The organism is Streptomyces sp. NPDC005303, assembly GCF_040607335.1.
Classification (GTDB): domain Bacteria; phylum Actinomycetota; class Actinomycetes; order Streptomycetales; family Streptomycetaceae; genus Streptomyces.
Genome location: NZ_JBEXGM010000018.1, coordinates 121,252 through 141,750, shown reverse-complemented (window position 1 = coordinate 141,750; position 20,499 = coordinate 121,252). Strand labels below are relative to the sequence as shown.

Sequence of the window (20,499 nt, the reverse complement as noted above, 5' to 3'; positions counted from 1 at the left end):
CCCGACGAGGGGGAAACGCGGCCGACAGTAGCCCCGCGGCAGGGGCGTATCCAACGACCTCCGCGGGCACACAACGTCACGCCCCGCCTATGACGCAGGTCATGGGCGGGGCGGGCGGTCAGTTGTGGTTGTCGCGATTCGCCCGAACGGGCGGCAAGTCGTCGCGATCTTGAGCGGGAACGGGGCTCAGGTGAGGAGGCTCAGATCCGCACGCCGAACTGGAACGGCATGTTGTTGATCGACTCGTAGCGCACGACCGTGCCGGTGCGCGGGGCGTGGATGACCTGGCCGTTGCCCGCGTACAGGGCGACGTGGTGCAGGTCGCCGTAGAAGATCACCAGGTCGCCGACCTTGAGGTCGCTCATGCTGTAGATGCGCGTGCCGGCGTTGGCCTGGGCCTGCGAGGTGCGCGGGATGGTGATGCCGGCCTGGGCGTAGGCCCAGGAGGTCAGGCCCGAGCAGTCGTAGGAGGCGGTGCCGGTGGCGCCGTAGACGTACGGCTTGCCGAGCTGGGTCTGGGCGGCGTTGAAGGCCGCCTGGGCCCGGGCGGAGGACGCGGGGGCGTCACCGAGGTCCACGCGCTCGCTGGCGGAGCGGCTGGCGCGGGCGTCGGCGGCGGCGAGCGCTGCCTTCTCGGCGGCCGTCAGCGAGTTGAGGAGCTTCTGCGCCTCGGCGAGCTTGCCCTGAACGGCCTTCTTCTGCTTGGCCAGTTCGGTGCGGGTGCTCGCGAGGTCCTGGAGCTTCTCGGTGGCCTCGGCACGGTCCTGGGCCAGCTCGCGCTGCTTCTCCTGGATCTTCTTCAGCGCCTCGACCTGCTGGGAGCTGAGCTGGTCCGCGGTGGACGCCTTGTCCAGGTAGTCGTCCGGGTTCGACGACAGGAAGAGCTGGAGCGAGGAGTCGATGGAGCCGGTGCGGTACTGCGCGGCGGCCGCCATGCCTATGGAGTCACGGAGTTCGTTCAGGTCGTCCTGGCCGCGGGCCACGTTGTCCTGGATGGTGGAGATCTCCTTCTGGAGCTTCTCCTGCTTCTCCTTGGCGCCGTTGAGCTTCTCGGTGGCCTGCTCGGCCTGCTCGTAGAGGGCGTCGACCTTCGCCTTGACCTCGTCCTTGCTCGGCTTCTCGCTCGGCGCGGCGTTGGCGGCATTGGCACTGAGGGCCACGGCGGCAGCGGCTGCGGTCGTGAGCACGGTCACGCGCGTACGGCTCGGCTGCTTGGGTCGACGGTGGGACGCCACGGAGGTGAACTCCTTCTTTTGAGTGATCACCCGCTCGGAGGTTCGAGCCCAGACCTTAGTGACCTTCCCGTGATCAGTTCAAATCCTCAGGAGCAAAATCTCGTCACGCCATGCATTCTTTACACACAACTCACGTGCAGTGAGACGCGCTTGACGCTACGTTGCGTGACGATACGGCCAATTCGGGCGTTAAACCGCTAACTTCGATGTTTAGGACAGCCGCTTCAGTAGCACCGCAGAAGCGACCGGTCGCGCCCCCGCCTTGGCGATGCCGTCGGCGACCTCACGGTCGGTCGAGGCGACGATCACCGGCCGTCCGGGCGGCTCGGCGCGCACCAGCTGACGGATCAACTCGTCGGCGGTGACGCCCGCCTTCGAGAAGAGCACCCGCACCCCGCGGGGCGGCGCGAGCAGCACCGGCGCGGCGAGTTCGGCCCCGTCGAAGACGCAGGTCACCTCCGCCCCGGTCTGCGCGGCGAGCTGGGAGAGCTGCCCGAGGAGCCTGAGGCGCTGCTTCTCCAGCGGCATCTGGGGATAGCCGGTCTTGGTGACGTTGTAGCCGTCGACCACCAAGTGCGCCTGGGGCAGGGCGAGGAGCTGGTCCAGGATCGCGGGGTCGTTCTCGGACAGCGCCCGCGCGGCGATGTCCTTCGGGGTCATGCGGCCCGGCTCGACCGCGTCCACCGTCTCGGCGGGCCGCACGGAGACCGGCGGCAGGGCCAGTTCCCGGCGCAGTCCCTGGGCCGCGTCCAGAACGGTGTCCAGAAGCAGACGCACGCGCATGTCCTCGACACTGCGCCCCTCCCGTGCCGCTCTGCGCGTGGCCTCCAGAGCAGCCTCCGCCTCCCCGAGGCGCGCCTTCAGGCGCCGGGACTCGCTCTCGGCGGCGGACACCTGGGTCTGACCCTCGGTGCGTACGGACTCCATCTCGGCCTGCAGCTTGCGCAGGGCCGCCTCACCGCGCTTGACGTCACTGAGTGCCGCGCGCAGCTTCCGGTGAAGCGATTCGGCTTCCTTCTTGGCCGACTCCAGCTCGGTGCGCAGCCGCTCGGTCTCGGCGCGCGTCTGGTCGCGGGCGGCCGTGAGCTCCTCGCGCAGCCGCTCCAACTCGGCGCGGCTCTCCTCGTCGGCCCGCTCGGCGTCCGCCCGCAGGGCCTCCTCGCCGGCCGCGGTGACCAGCTTGACCCAGCCCGTGGGACGCAGGACATAGGCCGCGGCCGCCACGTCGAGCGGGTCCGCGGCCGGGGGCGGGGCGCCGGAGTCGAGCGCGCCGGCCAGCTCCGGCTGGACCTCTCTGAACTTCTCCCCGATGCGCTGGCGGAACAGCGGATCGGTCTCCAGCGCCGCCGCCATCGCGTTGCCCGCGAACTTGGCCCGCCGGTTGGGCGCGAAGCGCGCGTACTGCCTGAGCTGTGCGGGCAGTTCACCGACGGTCAGCCCGCCGAAGCCCTCGGAGACGATGTGCACGACCCTGCGCCGCACACCGTCGGGCAGCGGACGGTCGAGCACCTCGGCGGCGCCGTCGCCCGGCTCCCCGCCTTGTGTCTCCACCATCCGTCACACCCCATCACTGTGCGGGGCCGGCCCGGTCAGGAACCGGCGCCCGGCCTGTCCACGAGTTCCACCTGGTCCACGGCATTGCACCAGCGGCACCGCACCGACTCGATGCTCTCACTGACCACCTCGCGCTCCTCGACCTTCGGCTCTCCGGCCAGATCGAGGTGGACGTACTCGACGACCTTCGACGAGCGGGTCACGTCGAAGCGCGTGAGGTTGCCGCAGAGGGTGCAGCGCCACCGCGTCGAGGCGGTCGGGAGGGGAACCGTCATCGTGGCTGTGCTCTTTCCTACTAGCCATTGTCAGTGACACACCGGCGTCCCGGTGCGTGTGGCTCGTAACCCTACGGCCTGGCGGGTACTCGCCGCTCGGGCGTCCACGGGACCTGTCCGGCGGCGAGGCACTCTGTTCGGTTGCGTCCCGTTACGTCATGCTCTGTGTTCATGATCCGCAACTGGAGGGTGACACACGGTGGAGCAGACAGGGCGCTGTGGGGGCCGGCTCCGGTCACCTACGGTCTGATCGCCCTGTGCTCTCTGGTCTTCGTGATCGGCCCCGCCTCGGGTCTCGATCCGGCCTACGGCTCCGGGAACGCGGCCCTGGCCGCCCAGCGGGCCTACTTCCACCGCTGGGGCGTGGTCCCCGCCGAACTGTTCGAGGGCTCGCCGGGTGCCGCCCTCACCCCGGCCACCGCACTGTTCGTGCACGGCAGCTGGGTGCACCTGCTGGGCAACATGCTCTTCCTGTACGTCTTCGGGGTGATGACCGAGGAACGGATGGGCCGACTGCAGTTCCTCCTCTTCTACGTCGGCTGCGGCTACCTCGCCCTGCTGGGCTACGCGGCCGCCAACGCCGGCTCCGAGCAGTCCCTGGTCGGCGCCTCAGGGGCGATCTCGGCGGTCCTCGGCGCGTTTCTGTTCCTGTTCCCCGGGGCCCGGGTGACCAGTCTCCTGCCGTTCCTCTTCTTCCTGCCGCTGCGCTTCCCCGCCTGGGTCGTCCTGCCGTTCTGGGCGGCGCTGCAATGGCTCGCGGCGGGCCGGGCCTCCGACGGCCCCGGCGTGGCCTATCTGGCCCACCTGGTGGGCTTCGGCCTGGGCCTGGTCTTCGCCTGGGTGCGTTTCGGCCGTACGACTGCTGTGTCTTCCCGGGGGCCGGCCCCCGGACCCGCGGCAGAAAAACCAGGCCGGCTGGACCGCGAGTAGGGTGAGAGCCCCGCCACCGGCCTCCGAGGGAGAGAACCAGCCGTGATCACCGCGATCGTCCTCATCAAGACCAGCGTGGACCGGATCCCCGAGATCGCGGAGCGGATCGCCGCGCTGGAGTCCGTGAGCGAGGTCTTCTCGGTCACGGGCACGTACGACCTGATCGCCATGGTCCGGGTCAAGCAGCACGAGGACCTCGCCGAGGTCATCCCCGGCAGCATCAGCAAGATCCCGGGCGTCGAGGCGACGGACACCCACGTGGCCTTCCGCACCTACTCCCAGCACGACCTGGAGGCCGCGTTCGCGATCGGCCTCGACAGCTGAGCGGCCCCGAGGGCTAGGAGTCGAGCGCCAGCACCGTGATGCCGTCGGCGTTCGCGGCGTACACGCGGCCGTCCCGGACGACCGGACTCTGGGTGCCGATGGACGCGCCGCCCTCGACGCGCCGGTGCCAGGTCTGCTTCCCCTTGCGGTCGATGCCGTAGAGCGTCGAGCCGTGGCGCACGTAGACGGTGTCGCCGAAGACCGTGGGGTCGCTGTACTGGTTTCCCTCGTCGGTGAACCGGAAGGACCACACGGTCGATCCGTCCGCGGGGTCCAGGGCGACCAGTTCGTAGTCGGAGGCGGTGACGCCCAGACCGCCGAAGGGCACGCAGGTGAAGTAGCGGCCGCCGTACACCTTGTCGTTGGTCGAGTGCCACAGCGGCTTGCCCTTGCGGCCGATGCCGTGCAGCATCCGCTCGCCGCCCGAACCGACCATCAGGGTGTCCCCGACCAGCGCGGGGCGCCCGGTGTCGAGGCCCGCCGCCGTCGCCCAGAGCCGCTTGCCGGTCTTCGCGTCCAGGGCCTGGACCTGGTCCCCGAAGGTGCCGACGTACACCACGCCGTCCGCCACCATGGGCTCACCGGTGGGCGCCGGTCCGGTCGGGGTGGCCCAGCGCACGCTGCCGTCGGGGGCGTAGGCCCGCACCCCGCCCGCGTCCGAGCCGTCACCGTAGGACACCAGGATCAGTCCGCCCGCGGCGACCGGGAACTGACTGTTCGCGGCGAACGACCTGGTCCAGCGGACCTTGCCGCGCCGGCCGAGCGCGCACAGCTTGGAGGCGCCCTCCTGGCCGTCCTCCAGCAGGCAGTACACGCCGTCGGCGGTCGCGAGCGGGGACATCACCTCGGCGCCGAGCGGGGTCCGCCACACGAGCCGCCCGTCCAGGTCCAGCGCGTGCAGCGCGCCGTCCGTGCCGCCGACGTACACGCGCGTGCCGTCGGGCGAGACGGCCGCGCAGGGGCCGCGCCGCCCGCCGAGCCCCTGGACCTTGAACTGCCAGCCCGTCGCGGGGGTGCCCGTCGGGGACCCCGCCCCGGCCTGCGCCGTTCCGCCCGGCGAGTCCCGCAGCCACAGCCACCCGCCCGCGCCTCCGGCCGCCACGACCCCGGCACCGCCCGCCACGGCCCGCAGCAGCCGGCGCCGGGAGGGCCGGACCGGGACCGGGGTCGCATCGGTGACCGCGGGGACGTCCGTGACGGTCACGGGTGCCACGTACTCGACCCGGCTGCCCCGCTCCCCCGAGTCGTGCCCGGGAACCCAGAGCGCGCCGCTCCGGGCGGCCTCGGGCTCTTGCGCGGCCCCTGGCGCGTACCACCCGGGCCGCAGCCCCTCGCGAAGCGACTCCGCGGTGTGTCCCGCTGCCGCGACCAGTTCGGCGGGCGTCGGCCGCGCGCCGGGGTCGTCCCGCAGGCACGACTCCACCAGCGGCAGCCGCTCCTCCGGTACGGCGGACAGGTCCACGTCACCGGTCAGGATCCGCAGCAGAACGACCGAATCCTGTCCCTCGCCGAAGGGTTCCTTGCCGCCCGAGGCGTAGGCGAGGACCGCGCCCAGGGAGAAGACGTCACTGGCCGGCACCACCTGGGCGCCGTTGCGGATCTGCTCGGGCGACAGGTAGCCGACCGATCCGACGACCACGCCGGTCCGGGTCAGGGCGGTGCCCTCCAGGGCCCGGACGATCCCGAAGTCGATGACCCTGGGGCCGTCCGGCGCGAGCAGGATGTTGGAGGGCTTGAGGTCGCGGTGGACCAGGCCCTTGGCGTGGATCGCGGCCAGCGCCTCGGCGAGCGCGGCCGCGAGCAGTCGTACGGCGTCCGCGGGCAGCGGCCCCCGGTCGAGCACCGCGTCCCGCAGGTTGGGACCCTGCACGAACTCGGTGGCCATCCAGGGCCGCGCGGCCTCGGTGTCCGCGTCCACGACCCGCGCGGTGTACGTGCCCGCCCCGCCGACGGTCTGCGCGGCCCGCACCTCGTGCCGGAACCGGGCGCGGAACGTACGGTCCCCGGCGTGCTCGGTCCGTACGACCTTCACGGCGAGGCGCAGCCCGCCGCGCGCCTCGGCGAGGTACACCTCGCCCATGCCGCCGGCCCCGAGTCTGCCCAGGACCTCGTAGGGCCCGATGGTCCGCGGGTCCGTCTCGCGCAGCTCCTGCACCCCGTGCTCCCCCTGCATTCCGTACGGCTGCTGAGGGGGAGCGTATACGCGCGCCGGACGTCCGTACGTCAGACGGCCGGGACGCAGCGCCCGTCCTCGGTGCGGTACGTCCACTTCGCACCGTCCGTGACCAGTTCCTTCACGGCCTTCACGAACCGCTCCACGTGCTCGTCCGGCGTGCCCGCGCCGAAGCTCACCCGGATCGCGTTGAGGGACTTCTCGCCGGGCGCGGCCTCGGGGGCACCGCACTCGCCCTGGGACTGCGGGTCGCTGCCGAGGAGGGTGCGGACGAGGGGGTGGGCGCAGAACAGGCCGTCGCGGACGCCGATGCCGTACTCGGCGGAGAGTGCGGCGGCGAAGTGGGAGCTGTTCCAGCCCTCGACGACGAAGGAGATCACGCCGACCCGGGGGGCGTCGTCACCGAAGAGGGACAGGACGCGGACCTCGGGGACGTCGGCGAGACCCTGGCGGACCTTCTCGATCAGGTACTGCTCGCGGGCGACCAGGCTGTCGAAACCGGCTTCCGTCAGCGCCTTGCAGGCCGACGCGATGGAGTAGGCGCCGATGACGTTCGGGGAGCCGGCCTCGTGGCGGGCGGCGCTCTCGTGCCACTCCACGTCCACTCCCCCGTCCTCGCGCCGGGTGACCTTGCGGCTGGCGCCGCCGCCCGCGAGGTAGGGGTCGGCGGCCCGCAGCCAGTCGGCGCGGCCGGCCAGGACGCCGGAGCCGAAGGGGGCGTACAGCTTGTGGCCGGAGAAGGCGACCCAGTCGACGTCGAGGTCACGGACGCTCACCGGGTGGTGCGGGGCGAGCTGGGCGGCGTCGAGGACGATCCGGGCGCCGTGCGCATGGGCGGCGGCGGCCAGCTCGCGGACCGGCCACAGCTCGCCGGTGACGTTGGAGGCGCCGGTGACGCAGACCAGGGCCGGAGCGTCGGAGTCGCGGTCGGCGAGGGCCTTCTTCAGGGTCTCCACGGCCTGGCTCGGGGTGCGCGGGGCGTCGAGGTAGCTGACCCGGGCGTCCTGCCAGGGCAGCAGGCTCGCGTGGTGTTCGGTCTCGAAGACGTAGACCTGGCAGTCGGCGGGGAGCGCCGCGGCGAGGAGGTTGAGCGAGTCGGTGGTGGAGCGGGTGAAGATGAGCTGGTCGTCGTCGCGGCAGTCGAGGAACTCGGTGACGGTCCTGCGGGCGCTCTCGAACAGGTCGGTGGACAGCTGCGAGAGGTAGCCGGCCCCGCGGTGCACGCTGCCGTAGTAGGGGGCGTACGCCGCCACGTCGTCCCAGACCCGCTGGAGGGCCGGTGCGCTGGCCGCGTAGTCGAGCGCCGCGTAGGTGACCTCGCCGCCGGTGACGAGCGGGACGGTGACATTCCTGCCCAGAACGGGCAGCTGGGCACAAAGGGTCTGGACGGAGGCAGCGGTGGAGACGGACATGGCGGGGCTCCCGTGAAAAAAGTGAAAGGTGAGATGGGTATGCGGAGGCGGGGCTCGGCGCCCTATCGCATTCGCTTGCTCACGGAAGACTCCCTCGACGACCAGGACCCCTGGTTTCGAGAGGGGCCCGCGCTTGCCGTAGACCTCGCTGCCTACGGCCTGGTCCTCACCCGGGGCACCCCGCCACGGACGGAGGGTTGCCGGACAGTCGGCCGGGGCCTCATGACTGTCACTCATGACCTGGTACAGGAACGTACGTGAAGTGATCGCGGTCCCGCAACTCGTGTCCGAACTACGGGACCGCGACCGGCTGCTAGGCGTTGCTCGCGGCCACCCAGCGGGCCAGGACGCGTTTCGCCGCCCCCGAGTCGATCGACTCCGCGGCCTTGTCCATCCGGTCTCGCAGCTGCTCGGCCAGCGTCCCGGTGCCGGGATTCAGGGCGACCAGGGCGGCCGCCGAGTTCAGGAGTACGGCGTCCCGCACCGGGCCCCTCTCGCCGTCCAGCAGCCGCCGCGCGACCTCGGCGTTGTACGAGGGGTCACCGCCGCGCAGGGCCTCCACCGGGACGAGCTCGATGCCGACGTCCCGGGGGTCGAAGCTCTCCTCGGTGACCTTGCCGTCGCGGACGGTCCAGACGCGGGAGGTCGACGTGGTCGTCAGCTCGTCGAGGCCGTCGTCGCCGCGGAAGACGAGGGAGGAGTTGCCGCGCTCGGCGAAGACGCCGGCGACGATCGGTGCCATACGGGGATCGGCCACGCCGACCGCCTGGGCTCGCACCCGGGCCGGGTTGGTCAGCGGACCGAGGACGTTGAACACCGTGCGGATGCCCAACTGGCTGCGGGCGGCGCCCACATGACGCAGCGCCGGGTGGAACTTGATGGCGAAGCAGAAGGTGATCCCGGCCTCCTCGGCGACCTCGGCCACCCGCTGCGGGGTCAGCTCCAGGTTGACGCCGAGCTTCTCCAGGACGTCGGAGGCGCCGGAGGCCGAGGAGGCGGCCCGGTTGCCGTGCTTGACGACCTTGGCGCCGGTGCCGGCGATGACGATCGAGGACATCGTGGAGATGTTCACGGTCTTCGCGCCGTCGCCGCCGGTGCCGACGATGTCGACGGTCGGGCCCGACACCTCGATGACGTTCGCGTGCTCGTACATCGCGCGGACGAGACCGGTGATCTCCTCGACGGTCTCGCCCTTGGCCCGCAGCGCCACCACGAACCCGGCGATCTGGGCGTCGGTCGCCTCACCGCGCATGATCCGGTCCAGCGCCCAGAACGTGGCGTCGGCCTCCTGGTCCCGCCCGGACAGCAGACCGTTCAGCACCTCGGGCCAGGAACGGCCCGCCGCGGTGTCGCCTCCAGCGGGGGTCACAGCGCTCATGGGGCCGCTCCAGATGTCGAAGAAAAGTGTGCCCACACCCTATCCAGCCCGCGGCACGACACAGGGCCCCGTCCGGCGTTCGGACGGGACCCGTCCCAGCCCGCAGCCACGCGGTGCACAAGCCCCCACCGAGGCCGCGGCTGCGCCGCAGGCATCCAGGGGCGCGAGGAACTGCGCAAAACGCCCGCCCCCACCGAACCGCACCCGCACCCGCACCCGCACCCGCACGGCAAAGGACCCCGTCCGAGATTCGGACGGGGTCCTTTCAACCGCGCCGTGGCGAGCGCAGCGACAAGCAGCGATCAGTGGTGGCCGTGGCCGCTCGTGATCTCCTTGTACTCCTCGACGGTCGGCTTGGGGATCTGGGACTCCTCGCCGTAGTACGCCTCGCTCAGCTTGGCGCGCAGCTTCTCGGAGCTCTTCACCTTGCGCTCGACGCCGTTCTCGTCGACCGTGGCACCGATCGCGGCCGGCTCGTACTGCTCGTGCGCCGTGAGCGTGTGCAGCTGCTCCTGGCTGAGCGGCTCGTGCACCTCGATGAACTCACCGTGCGGCAGGCGCTTGATGATGCCGGACTCGCGACCGTGCAGCACCTTGTCCTTGTCGCGGCGCTGGAGGCCGAGGCAGATCCGCTTGGTGGCGACGAACGCCAGGACCGGGGCGACGAAGAACGCGACCCGCACGAACCAGGTGATGGCGTTGATCGACAGGTGGAAGTGGGTGGCCCAGAGGTCGTTTCCACCACCGATCAGCAGCACCATGTACCAGGTGATCCACGCGACACCGAACGCGGTCCGCGTCGGAGCGTTGCGCGGCCGGTCCAGGATGTGGTGCTCGCGCTTGTCGCCGGTGACCCAGGACTCGATGAACGGGTACACCGCGATCGCGACCAGGACCAGCGGGAAGATCACCAGCGGGATGAACACACCCAGGACGAGCGTGTGGCCCCAGAAGTTGATCTCCCAGCCCGGCATGACACGGATCAGGCCCTCGGAGAAGCCCATGTACCAGTCCGGCTGGGCGCCCGTGGACACCTGGTCGGGACGGTAGGGGCCCATCGACCAGATCGGGTTGATCGAGGCGATCGCCGCGATGGCCGCGATGACACCGAAGACCAGGAAGAAGAAGCCTCCGGCCTTGGCCATGTAGACCGGCAGCAGCGGCATGCCGACGACGTTGTTGTTCGTCTTGCCGGGGCCCGCGAACTGCGTGTGCTTGTGGTAGAAGACCAGGATCAGGTGGCCGACGACCAGGCCGAGCATGATGCCCGGCAGCAGCAGCACGTGGATCGAGTAGAAGCGGGCCACGAAGTCGCCGCCCGGGAACTCTCCGCCGAACAGGAAGAACGACAGGTACGTGCCGACGATCGGCACGGACAGGATCGCGCCCTCCATGAAGCGGACACCGGTGCCGGAGAGCAGGTCGTCCGGGAGCGAGTAACCGGTGAAGCCGGTGAACATGCCGAGGACGAACAGCAGGAAGCCGAACAGCCAGTTGACCTCACGCGGCTTGCGGAACGCGCCCGTGAAGAACACACGCATCATGTGCACGAACATGCCGGCGAGGAAGATCAGCGCCGCCCAGTGGTGGATCTGCCGGATCAGCAGACCACCGCGCACATCGAAGGAGATGTGCATGGTCGAGTTGAACGCCTCGGACATCAGCTGTCCCTGCAGCGGGACGTAGCTGCCGTGGTACTCCACCTCGTTCATCGACGGGTGGAAGAACAGCGTCAGATACACACCCGTGAGGATGATGATGATGAAGCTGTAGAGGCAGACCTCACCCAACATGAACGACCAGTGGTCGGGGAAGATCTTGCGCATGTTGGACTTGGCCAGGGAGTAGATCCCCAGCCGTCCGTCGGCCCAGTCGGCGACGCGCTCGCCGGCCGGCGCCTTCCCGCGTGCGCGGGACTCGGAGGACTCTGTAGTACTCATCCGCGCTCCCAGAATGCAGGACCGACGGGCTCCTCGAAGTCGCCGAGCGCTTCGAGGTAACCCTGGTCGTTCACGCCGATGCGCAGCTGCGGCAGGGCGTGACCGGCGGGGCCGAAGATCACCCGGGCACCGTCGGAGAGGTCGAAGGTGGACTGGTGGCAGGGGCAGAGCACGTGGTGCGTCTGCTGCTCGTACAGGGAGATCGGGCAACCGACGTGGGTGCAGATCTTCGAGTACGCGACGATTCCCTCGTACGACCACTCGAGCTCGCGCTTGTCCTTGATGTTGTCCGGCTGGATGCGGACGATCATCAGGGCGGCCTTGGCGATCTCGGTCTGGAACTCCTCGTCGTGCTCCTCCAGGCCCTCGGGCTTGGCGAAGGTCAGCGAGCCGACCTGGACGTCGGAGGGGCGCAGCGGCTCGTTGGTGTTCATGTTGACGAGCTGGAGGCCCTTGCGCCACATCGTGTGGCGGAGCTTGGTGCCGGGCAGCGGGCCCAGGTCGCGCAGCAGCATGACGCCGGAGAGCGGGAACAGGGCCAGCGCGCCGAACATCGTGTTGCGGATCAGCTTGCGACGGCCGAGCGCCGACTCCTTGGCACCCTGCTTGAAGTCCGCGTGGACCTTCGCGCGGACCTCGGGGGACGCCTCGATCGGGTGACGCTCGTCGGCGATCTCCTCGTCGGACATCAGGGTGCGGGCCCAGTGGACCGCGCCCGCGCCGATCGAGAAGAGGGCGAGACCGAGGGTCAGGCCCAGCGCGAAGTTCAGGGCGTTGATGTGCCCGATCGGGAAGACGTAGATCGACTTGTCGTGGGGGATGCCCACGTACGAGGCGATGAACCCGACGGTGGCCAGCATCGACACCGTGAACAGCATGGCCACCGTGCGCTCGGACCGCCTGGCGGCCCGCTCGTCGATGTCCTGCACCCGGTGCTCGTGGGGCGGGAGACCGGGGTCCGCGAACGGGTTCTTCTCGTCCGCGACGCCTACCGCGCCGTGCGCGTCCTGCTCAGCGGGCAGGTTCTCTTCTGGAATGTCTTGGCTACTCATGACTTCTTGGCCTTTGCGGTCCGAGCGGCGACCCAGACGGCGACCGCGATCAGCGCGCCGAGGCCGAAGATCCAGGCGAACAGGCCTTCGGAGACCGGGCCGAGACCGCCCAGCTCAAGGCCGCCGGGGCTCACGGTGTCGTCGCCGTTGACCGCGTTCAGGTACGCGATGATGTCCTTCTTATTCTGCTCCGACAGCGTGGTGTCGGGGAACGACGGCATGTTCTGCGGGCCGGTCTGCATGGCCTCGTAGATGTGCTTCGGGGAGACACCCTCGAGGCTCGGCGCGAACTTGCCGTGCGTCAGCGCACCACCCTTGCCGGTGAAGTTGTGGCACTGGGTGCAGTTGTCACGGAAGAGCTCACCGCCCTTGGCGATGTCGGCACCGTCGGGGCCGTACTGCGCCTCGGTCGGGATGCTCGGACCGGAGCCCAGCGAGGAGATGTACGCGGCCAGCTGGTCGATCTCGGCCTGCGTGTAGATGACCTTCTTGCGCGGAACCTGCGCGCCCGGCTGCTGGGCCGGCATACGGCCGGTGCCGACCTGGAAGTCGACGGCCGCGGCGCCCACGCCCACGAGGCTCGGACCGTCGGAGGATCCCTGACCGCCGGTGCCGTGGCAGCTGGCGCAGCCTACGGCGAAGAGCTTCTTGCCCTCGTCGATGGCCAGGGACTGGGCGGTTTCATCTGCCTTCGCCTTGTCCGCGGGTGCGAACACGGCGTACAGCCCCCCGGTGCATGCCAGCGCGAGGAGTAGGACGACGAGCGCCGCCAGCGGGTGGCGTCGTCGTGCGGAGAGCTTTTTCACGGATTACCCCGGTGTCAGGATCTTCTGCGTCGATGCTTGCGATGTCGGGAGCGGGCCCGGCTACTTGATCATGTAGATCGTGGCGAAGAGGCCGATCCAGACGACGTCGACGAAGTGCCAGTAGTAGGACACGACGATGGCCGCGGTCGCCTGTTCGTGGGTGAACCTCTTGGCCGCGTAGGTACGCCCGAGAACGAACAGGAACGCGATGAGGCCGCCCGTCACGTGCATGCCGTGGAAGCCGGTGGTCAGGTAGAACACCGAGCCGTACGGATCGGAGGAGAGCGAGAGCCCGTCCTTCTTCACCAGCTCCGTGTACTCGTAGATCTGACCGCCGATGAAGATCGCGCCCATGATGAAGGTGATGATGAACCAGCCCCGGAGCTTCTTCACATCACCGCGCTCGGCTGCGAAGACGCCGAGCTGGCAGGTGAGGGAGGAGAGCACCAGGATCGTGGTGTTCGTCGCCGAGAACGGGAAGTTCAGGCTGGACGCCATTTCCTTCCAGTGGTCGGGACCCGTCACCGATCGCAGGGTGAAGTACATCGCGAAGAGGGCCGCGAAGAACATCAGCTCGGAACTCAGCCAGATGATGGTTCCGACGCTGGTGAGGTTCGGTCGGTTGACCGACGGGTGCGCGTGCCCGGTTGTCTCTGTCGTTGCTGTCGCCACGACCGACATTATGTCGGTCGCTTATCCCGCCCTCACCCCGGGGGGTGCCGTTCGGAGTGTCTCCCTGTTCCGTACCGGTGTTGACGTGGTGTTCAAGGGAGTAGCATCCGGCCCAACGGGCCTGTCCTTACGACGCTGACGTCACGGAGGAACAATGCAGCCGACCGCCACGGTGCTGGTCTACAGCGACGATTCCAACACCCGCGAGCAGGTACGGCTCGCCTCCGGCCGGCGACCTGCTCCGGACGTCCCGTTGGTCGAGTTCCTGGAGTGCGCCACGCCCGCCGCGGTGCTGAAGGAGCTGGACAAGGGCGGCATCGACGTCTGTGTGCTGGACGGGGAGGCCGTGCCGATGGGCGGCATGGGCCTGTGCCGGCAGATCAAGGACGAGGTGTTCCAGTGCCCGCCGGTGCTGCTGCTGATCGGGCGGCCGCAGGACGCGTGGCTGGCCACGTGGAGCCGGGCCGAGGCCGCGGTGACGCATCCGGTGGATCCGGTGGAGTTCGCGGCGGCGCTGGCTTCTCTGCTGCGGGAGAAGAAGGCTCTGAGCGCCTGAGAGCTCGGGGTGCGGAGTCAATGGCGTCTGCGGGCCCGTCGTGGCTTGTCGCGCAGTTCCCCGCGCCCCTAAAGGGGCGCTGCCCCTGAGCCTCCTCTAGACGCTCTCCGGCCTCAGCCTGGCCTGCTCCGCCGCGCTCGGGGCGTCCGGGGTTCCCGCCACCAGGGCGCTGCCGTCGCGCCACTTCTTCCAGTCCAGGTTCCAGTCGCCGAAGCCGTTGCCGAAGGGCTCCATGGTGCGGCCCTCCGAGTTGACGACCTGGACCACGTCGCCCTCGTGGACGGTGTCGAAGAACCACTCGGCGTTGGACGTGCTCATGCCGGTGCAGCCGTGGCTGACGTTGGCGTAGCCCTGGGAGCCGACCGACCAGGGGGCGGCGTGCACGTACTCGCCGCTCCAGGTGACGCGGGTGGCGTAGTAGACCGGGAGGTCGTACGACTCCGAGGAGCCCTCGGCGATCCCGATGCTGGTGCCGCGCATACGTACGAAGTACTCCTTGCCCAGCACGACCTTGACGCCGTTGCGGGTCTCGAAGCCGGGCTTGCCGGTGGTGACCGGGAGCTCGTTGATGACCTCGTCGTTCTTGTAGACCTTCATCGAGTGTGCCGAGGCGTCCGTCACGGCGATGATGCGGTCGCCGGTGGTCAGTTTCAGGGACTTGCCCTTGCCGCCCCAGAGCCGGTCGCCGATCTTGATGCCCTCCAGGTCGCTGCGGACCTGGATCGTGGCGTGGGCGGGCCAGTACTCCTTGGGCCGGTAGTGGAGTTCCTTGTCGTCCACCCAGTGCCAGGCGCCCGGCACGGCAGGCGTGGAGTCGACCCTGAGGGCCCGCTCGACGACAGCCCGCTGGGCCTTGTCCTTGACGGGACGGTCCAGCTTGGCGGTGACGGGCTGGCCGACACCGTACGTGCCCGACTTGGGGCCGAAGGTGACGTTCAGGCGCTTCTTGCCGAGAGGCTTGCTGGTGTCGAAGTCGAGGACCTTGCGGCCGGGCGCCCCGTCGTCGTCCTCGGTGCTCACCCGGACCGTGTAGTGGGCGTTTGCGGCCAGCGGGGAGGTGCTGTGCCAGCGGGTGCCGTCGGCGGAGAGTTCGCCCGCCACATGGCGGCCCGTGGCGTCCGTGGCCGTGACGTCGGTGATGCGGTCGTCGTCGGTGGTGACCTCGAGCGGCTTGTCCGGGTCGGCCTTCTTGCCGTCGCCCGTGGGCGCGTTGAAGGCGACCTGGTCCGCCGCGTCGTACGGCGCCTGCGCCAGCGGGTTCCCGTCGGACCCGCAGGCGGCGGCGCTCGCGCCGAGGGCGATCACCAGCAGCGTGCAGCTCACGACGATGCGGGTACGCGGTGCGTGGTTCATGACTTCACGCTAGGAAGCCCCGTCAAGAACGGCGCGCTGAGTGACTCGTACGAGGGACAAGGATTACGGCAAAAGCAGGAGCCCGGACGCTCCTGACGGAGTGTCCGGGCCCCTGTTGAGCTCCGGTCGTGCTACTGCGTGCGGTTCTCACCGCGGTAGTACTCGAAGACCCAGCCGTACAGGCCGATCAGGATCACCGGCACCGAGAAGTACAGCAGCCACCAGCCGATCGCGACCGACAGGAAGGCGAGGGCACCGCCGAAGCCGAGGGCGAGCGGCTGCCAGCTGTGCGGGCTGAAGAACCCGACCTCGCCGGCGTCGTCCGCGACGTCGGCCTCCTTGTTGTCCTGCGCGCCGGCGTCCACCCGCTTGGCCGTGAAGCCCAGGTAGAAGCCGATCATGATGGACAGACCGAAGGCCAGGAAGAGCGCGGTGGTACCGGCGGGCTCCTTCGACCACACGCCATAGACGATCGCCATGGCGAGGATGAAGATGCTCAGCCAGAAGAACATCCGTCCCTGGATCTTCACTTCCCGGCCTCCTTGCCGCCGTTGCCGGCCAGAGCCTTCTCACCGTGACCGGCGTTCTCGAGCTGGTCGAGAGCGGCGATCTCCGGGTGGTGCAGGTCGAACGCCGGGGATTCGCTGCGGATCCGCGGCAGGGTGAGGAAGTTGTGGCGCGGCGGCGGGCAGGAGGTCGCCCACTCGAGCGAGCGGCCGTAGCCCCACGGGTCGTCGACGCCGACCGGCTTGCCGTACTTGGCCGTCTTCCACACGTTGTAGAGGAACGGCAGGATCGACAGGCCGAGCACGAACGAGCTGATCGTCGAGATCGTGTTCAGGGCGGTGAAGCCGTCGGCCGCCAGATAGTCGGCGTAACGACGCGGCATGCCCTCGGCGCCCAGCCAGTGCTGGACCAGGAAGGTGCCGTGGAAGCCGATGAACAGCGTCCAGAACGTGATCTTGCCGAGGCGCTCGTCGAGCATCTTGCCGGTGAACTTCGGCCACCAGAAGTGGAAGCCGGAGAACATCGCGAAGACGACGGTGCCGAAGACGACGTAGTGGAAGTGCGCCACCACGAAGTACGAGTCCGAGACGTGGAAGTCCATCGGGGGCGAGGCCAGGATGACACCGGTCAGACCACCGAAGGTGAAGGTGATCAGGAAGCCGGTGGCCCAGAGCATCGGGGTCTCGAAACTCAGGGACCCCTTCCACATCGTTCCGATCCAGTTGAAGAACTTCACGCCCGTCGGTACGGCGATGAGGAACGTCATGAAGGAGAAGAACGGCAGGAGCACACCGCCGGTGACGTACATGTGGTGGGCCCACACCGTCACGGACAGGCCCGCGATCGCGATGGTCGCCGCGATCAGACCCATGTAGCCGAACATCGGCTTGCGGGAGAAGACCGGGATGACCTCGGAGATGATGCCGAAGAACGGCAGGGCGATGATGTACACCTCTGGATGGCCGAAGAACCAGAAGAGGTGTTGCCAGAGCAACGCTCCGCCGTTCGCGGCATCGAAGACGTGTGCCCCGAATTTCCGATCCGCCTCCAGCGCGAACAGCGCGGCGGCGAGGACGGGGAAGGCGAGCAGGACCAGCACCGCGGTCAGCAGCACGTTCCACACGAAGATCGGCATGCGGAACATGGTCATGCCCGGCGCGCGCATGCAGATGATCGTGGTGATGAAGTTGACCGCACCGAGGATCGTGCCGAAGCCGGAGAAGGCCAGACCCATGATCCACAGGTCGGCGCCGACGCCCGGCGAGCGGACCGCGTCCGACAGCGGGGAGTAGGCGAACCAGCCGAAGTCGGCCGCGCCCTGCGGGGTCAGGAAGCCGCCCACCGCGATCGTCGAGCCGAACAGGTAGAGCCAGTAGGCGAACATGTTCAGCCGCGGGAACGCCACGTCGGGCGCGCCGATCTGCAGCGGCATGATCCAGTTGGTGAAGCCGGCGAACAGCGGCGTCGCGAACATCAGCAGCATGATCGTGCCGTGCATCGTGAACGCCTGGTTGAACTGTTCGTTCGACATGATCTGCAGGCCCGGCCGGGCCAGCTCGGCGCGCATGAAGAGCGCCATCACGCCGCCGATCAGGAAGAACGCGAACGACGTGGCCAGGTACATCGTGCCGATCGTCTTGTGGTCAGTGGTGGTGAGCCACTTGATGACCACACTGCCGCGGTTCTGGCGCCGGACCGGCAGCTCGTCCGTGTAGTGGGACCCTGCTGCCGCGGCACCCTGGGGTTCGTTGAGGATGCTCACAGGTTCGTCGTCTCCCGGTCCTTCTCGTGGGCGGTCTGCTCGATGCCCGCGGGAACGTAACCGGTCTGCCCCTTCTTCGCGAGGTCCTTGAGGTGCTGCTCGTAGCGCTCGGGGGAGACGACCTTCACGTTGAACAGCATCCGGGAGTGGTCGACGCCGCAGAGCTCGGCGCACTTGCCCATGAAGGTGCCCTCCTTGTTCGGAGTCACCTCGAAGGCGTTGGTGTGACCCGGGATGACGTCCTGCTTCATCAGGAACGGCACCACCCAGAAGGAGTGGATGACGTCACGCGAGGTGAGGACGAAGCGGACCGTCTTGCCCTTGGGGAGCCAGAGGGTCGGGCCGGGGTTGCCGGTCTGCGGGTTCCGCGTGGCGGGCGTCCCGAAGTCGTAGACACCGCCTGCGTTCGCCGGGAAGTCGTTCTTGAACCGGGTCGGAATCGCGTCCAGGTTCTTGTCCGTCTTCGCGTCACCCGTCGAACCCGCGACGGGCTCGATGTAGTTGAACGCCCAGCTCCACTGGTAGCCGACGACGTTGATGGTGACGTCGGGCTGCTTCTTGAGGCTGAGGAGCTTCGACTCGTCGCGGGCCGTGAAGTAGAAGAGCACCGAGACGATGACGAGCGGAACCACGGTGTACAGCGCCTCGATGGGCATGTTGTACCGGGTCTGCGGAGGTACCTCGACCTTGGTGCGGCTGCGCCGGTGGAAGATGGCGCTCCAGATGATCAGACCCCACACCAGCACGCCGACGGCGAGCGCGGCAGCCCAGGAGCCCTGCCACAGGGAGAGGATCCGCGGAGCCTCTTCCGTGGTCGGGGTGGGCATACCAAGGCGGGGGAAGTCTTCCCAGTTGTACGAGCAACCGGTGGCGGTCGCCAGGACCAGGCCCGCAATCATTGCCTGCAGCAGCTTCCGCCGCATCGGGCGCCGCGGCGAGCGGTCGGAGCCGTTGGGACTCACGTAGCGCCTTCCCGAGAGTCTCGCCCGCGCGGATTGGCTGCGGCCTGCCCTTACTCGGTGGTCGGTCGCCGCCCTGCGTCGGGCAGGGGTTTGGATGTTTATGCGGACCAAACCCTAGCCGACGCCCTCCGGGGGTTCAGCGGGAGGGGGGCCTACTGGGTCGGGGGTTCGCTGGTTTGGCGGCCGCGGGTGCGTAGTGGCTGGTCGCGCAGTTCCCCGCGCCCCTAGGGGGTTAGCGTTGCTGTGTGTCTTATTTCGACGCTGCTTCCAGTGCTCCACTCCATCCCGTAGCTCGTCAGGCCCTGTTGGCCTCATTGGATGAAGGGTGGGCCGATCCCTCGCGCCTCTACCGAGAGGGGAGGCGGGCTCGGATGTTGCTGGACGCCGCTCGGGAGGCTGCCGCCGAAGCCGTCGGGTGTCGTCCTGATGAGTTGACGTTCACCTCTTCGGGGACCCGGGCCGTGCACAGCGGGATCGCCGGGGCGATGGGCGGGCGTCGGCGGGTCGGACGTCACCTGATCGTGTCAGCTGTCGAACACTCCTCGGTACTGCATTCGGCGGAGTTGTTCGAGGTGACCGAGGTGCCGGTGGACCGTGGCGGGGCGGTGAGTTCGCGGTCGTATGCCGATGCGTTGCGTCCCGACACCGCTCTGGCGTGTCTCCAGTCGGCCAATCACGAGGTGGGGACCGTGCAGCCGGTGGCCGAGGTGGCCGCCGTGTGCCGGGAGGCCGGGGTGCCGCTGCTGGTGGACGCGGCGCAGTCGCTGGGGTGGGGGCCGGTCGAGGGCGAGTGGTCCCTGTTGACCGCCAGCGCGCACAAATGGGGCGGCCCGTCGGGGGTCGGCCTGCTCGCCGTACGCAAAGGTGTCCGGTTCTCCCCCCAGGGACCGGCCGACGAGCGGGAGTCGGGGCGGGCGCCGGGCTTCGAGAACCTGCCGGCGATCGTCGCGGCGGCGGCCTCGCTGCGAGCGGTAAGGGCCGAGGCGGCGCAGGAAGAGGTACGGCTGCGGGAGCTGACGGCGCGGATCCGTTCGCGTGTGCCGCAGTTGGTGCCTGATGTGGACGTGGTGGGCGATCCCGAGCGGCGGTTGCCGGGAATCGTGACCTTCTCCTGTCTCTATGTCGACGGAGAGACACTGCTGCACGAACTGGACCGGGCCGGTTTCTCCGTTTCCTCCGGATCGTCCTGCACGAGCAGCACCCTGACGCCCAGCCATGTGCTGAAGGCGATGGGGGTGCTGAGCGAGGGGAATGTGCGGGTCTCGTTGCCGTTCGGGGCGGTCTCCGAGGAGGTCGACCGCTTCCTGGAGGTGTTGCCGGGGGCGGTGGCGGCGGTCCGGGAGCAGTTGGGAGCGCCGACGCCCTCGGCCGTGGCGGGGGACGACGCACTTGTCGTGGACGCCCTCGGCAAGCGGTGCCCGATCCCGGTCATCGAACTGGCCAAGGTGATCAAGGACGTGCCGGTGGGCGGGACCGTCCGGGTCCTGTCGGACGACGAGGCGGCCCGGCTGGACATCCCGGCATGGTGTGAGATGCGGGAGCAGGAGTACCTGGGAGAGGAACCGGCGGACCGGGGTTCCGCTTACGTGGTCCGCCGGATCTCCTAGC

The 20,499-nt window shown here is 69.1% G+C and carries 18 protein-coding genes and 1 riboswitch; of the genes, 4 read left to right on the top strand and 14 right to left on the bottom strand.

What is annotated here, in order from left to right:
* Positions 1 to 200: 200 nt before the first annotated feature.
* From ABZT93_RS24580 to ABZT93_RS24570, 3 genes are all read right to left on the bottom strand, one after another.
* A complete protein-coding gene (locus ABZT93_RS24580; RefSeq protein WP_356108083.1) occupies positions 201 to 1,235 on the bottom strand; it encodes an NlpC/P60 family protein in 1,035 nt (344 codons plus the stop codon).
* A 210-nt stretch (positions 1,236 to 1,445) separates the two neighbouring features.
* On the bottom strand, positions 1,446 to 2,789 hold the full coding sequence (locus ABZT93_RS24575) for an NYN domain-containing protein (protein WP_356108081.1): 1,344 nt from the start codon (positions 2,787 to 2,789) through the stop codon (positions 1,446 to 1,448).
* 35 nt (positions 2,790 to 2,824) lie between these two features.
* Complete coding sequence (locus ABZT93_RS24570; protein WP_046261230.1) at positions 2,825 to 3,064, bottom strand: hypothetical protein; 240 nt, start codon at positions 3,062 to 3,064, stop codon at positions 2,825 to 2,827.
* A 171-nt stretch (positions 3,065 to 3,235) separates the two neighbouring features.
* Here ABZT93_RS24570 and ABZT93_RS24565 point away from each other — a divergent pair, with 171 nt between their 5' ends.
* Together ABZT93_RS24565 and ABZT93_RS24560 are read left to right on the top strand one after the other, a co-directional pair.
* On the top strand, positions 3,236 to 3,994 hold the full coding sequence (locus ABZT93_RS24565) for a rhomboid family intramembrane serine protease (protein WP_356108078.1): 759 nt from the start codon (positions 3,236 to 3,238) through the stop codon (positions 3,992 to 3,994).
* Positions 3,995 to 4,036: 42 nt separating this feature from the next.
* A complete protein-coding gene (locus ABZT93_RS24560; protein WP_020137395.1) occupies positions 4,037 to 4,318 on the top strand; it encodes an Lrp/AsnC ligand binding domain-containing protein in 282 nt (93 codons plus the stop codon).
* Between the two features lie 13 nt (positions 4,319 to 4,331).
* Here ABZT93_RS24560 and ABZT93_RS24555 read toward each other — a convergent pair whose 3' ends face one another.
* The 7 genes from ABZT93_RS24555 to ABZT93_RS24525 form a co-directional block, all read right to left on the bottom strand.
* Positions 4,332 to 6,473: a serine/threonine-protein kinase gene (locus ABZT93_RS24555; protein WP_356108075.1), complete on the bottom strand. Its 2,142-nt coding sequence runs from the start codon at positions 6,471 to 6,473 to the stop codon at positions 4,332 to 4,334.
* A 68-nt stretch (positions 6,474 to 6,541) separates the two neighbouring features.
* The gene (locus ABZT93_RS24550) at positions 6,542 to 7,903 is read right to left on the bottom strand and encodes an aminotransferase class V-fold PLP-dependent enzyme (protein ID WP_356108072.1); all 1,362 of its coding nucleotides are present in this window, start codon (positions 7,901 to 7,903) and stop codon (positions 6,542 to 6,544) included.
* Between the two features lie 124 nt (positions 7,904 to 8,027).
* Positions 8,028 to 8,144, bottom strand: a riboswitch (SAM riboswitch).
* A 72-nt stretch (positions 8,145 to 8,216) separates the two neighbouring features.
* Positions 8,217 to 9,281 (bottom strand): anthranilate phosphoribosyltransferase, encoded by a 1,065-nt coding sequence (gene trpD / locus ABZT93_RS24545; protein ID WP_356108069.1) that lies wholly within the window; start codon positions 9,279 to 9,281, stop codon positions 8,217 to 8,219.
* A gap of 302 nt (positions 9,282 to 9,583) precedes the next feature.
* Positions 9,584 to 11,221: a cytochrome bc complex cytochrome b subunit gene (locus ABZT93_RS24540; RefSeq protein WP_356108067.1), complete on the bottom strand. Its 1,638-nt coding sequence runs from the start codon at positions 11,219 to 11,221 to the stop codon at positions 9,584 to 9,586.
* Complete coding sequence (locus ABZT93_RS24535; protein ID WP_356108063.1) at positions 11,218 to 12,273, bottom strand: Rieske 2Fe-2S domain-containing protein; 1,056 nt, start codon at positions 12,271 to 12,273, stop codon at positions 11,218 to 11,220. Before ABZT93_RS24535 ends, ABZT93_RS24540 begins: the two co-directional genes overlap by 4 nt.
* Positions 12,270 to 13,079, bottom strand: a complete 810-nt coding sequence (locus tag ABZT93_RS24530) for a c-type cytochrome (RefSeq protein WP_356108060.1) — start codon at positions 13,077 to 13,079, stop codon at positions 12,270 to 12,272. Before ABZT93_RS24530 ends, ABZT93_RS24535 begins: the two co-directional genes overlap by 4 nt.
* Positions 13,080 to 13,139: 60 nt before the next feature.
* Positions 13,140 to 13,760 (bottom strand): heme-copper oxidase subunit III, encoded by a 621-nt coding sequence (locus ABZT93_RS24525; protein WP_007381483.1) that lies wholly within the window; start codon positions 13,758 to 13,760, stop codon positions 13,140 to 13,142.
* 145 nt (positions 13,761 to 13,905) lie between these two features.
* Here ABZT93_RS24525 and ABZT93_RS24520 point away from each other — a divergent pair, with 145 nt between their 5' ends.
* Positions 13,906 to 14,307 carry a hypothetical protein gene (locus ABZT93_RS24520; protein WP_356108057.1) on the top strand — a complete coding sequence of 134 codons (402 nt, stop codon included), beginning with the start codon at positions 13,906 to 13,908 and terminating at the stop codon, positions 14,305 to 14,307.
* A 96-nt stretch (positions 14,308 to 14,403) separates the two neighbouring features.
* On the opposite strand, the gene ABZT93_RS24515 is transcribed toward ABZT93_RS24520, so the two are convergent.
* The 4 genes from ABZT93_RS24515 to coxB all read right to left on the bottom strand — a co-directional run bounded on the left by ABZT93_RS24515 (position 14,404) and on the right by coxB (position 18,891).
* Positions 14,404 to 15,660 carry an Ig-like domain-containing protein gene (locus tag ABZT93_RS24515; RefSeq protein ID WP_356108055.1) on the bottom strand — a complete coding sequence of 419 codons (1,257 nt, stop codon included), beginning with the start codon at positions 15,658 to 15,660 and terminating at the stop codon, positions 14,404 to 14,406.
* Positions 15,661 to 15,791: 131 nt separating this feature from the next.
* Positions 15,792 to 16,190 carry a cytochrome c oxidase subunit 4 gene (locus ABZT93_RS24510; RefSeq protein WP_355738163.1) on the bottom strand — a complete coding sequence of 133 codons (399 nt, stop codon included), beginning with the start codon at positions 16,188 to 16,190 and terminating at the stop codon, positions 15,792 to 15,794.
* Positions 16,187 to 17,929: a cytochrome c oxidase subunit I gene (ctaD, locus tag ABZT93_RS24505; protein ID WP_356108052.1), complete on the bottom strand. Its 1,743-nt coding sequence runs from the start codon at positions 17,927 to 17,929 to the stop codon at positions 16,187 to 16,189. Before ctaD ends, ABZT93_RS24510 begins: the two co-directional genes overlap by 4 nt.
* The gene (coxB, locus tag ABZT93_RS24500) at positions 17,926 to 18,891 is read right to left on the bottom strand and encodes a cytochrome c oxidase subunit II (RefSeq protein ID WP_356108049.1); all 966 of its coding nucleotides are present in this window, start codon (positions 18,889 to 18,891) and stop codon (positions 17,926 to 17,928) included. Before coxB ends, ctaD begins: the two co-directional genes overlap by 4 nt.
* Before the next feature lie 245 nt (positions 18,892 to 19,136).
* Between coxB and ABZT93_RS24495 the strand changes: the two genes are divergently transcribed.
* Entirely contained in the window at positions 19,137 to 20,498 is a 1,362-nt protein-coding gene (locus ABZT93_RS24495; protein WP_356108046.1) for an aminotransferase class V-fold PLP-dependent enzyme, read from the top strand.
* The last annotated feature ends 1 nt before the right edge of the window (position 20,499 follow it).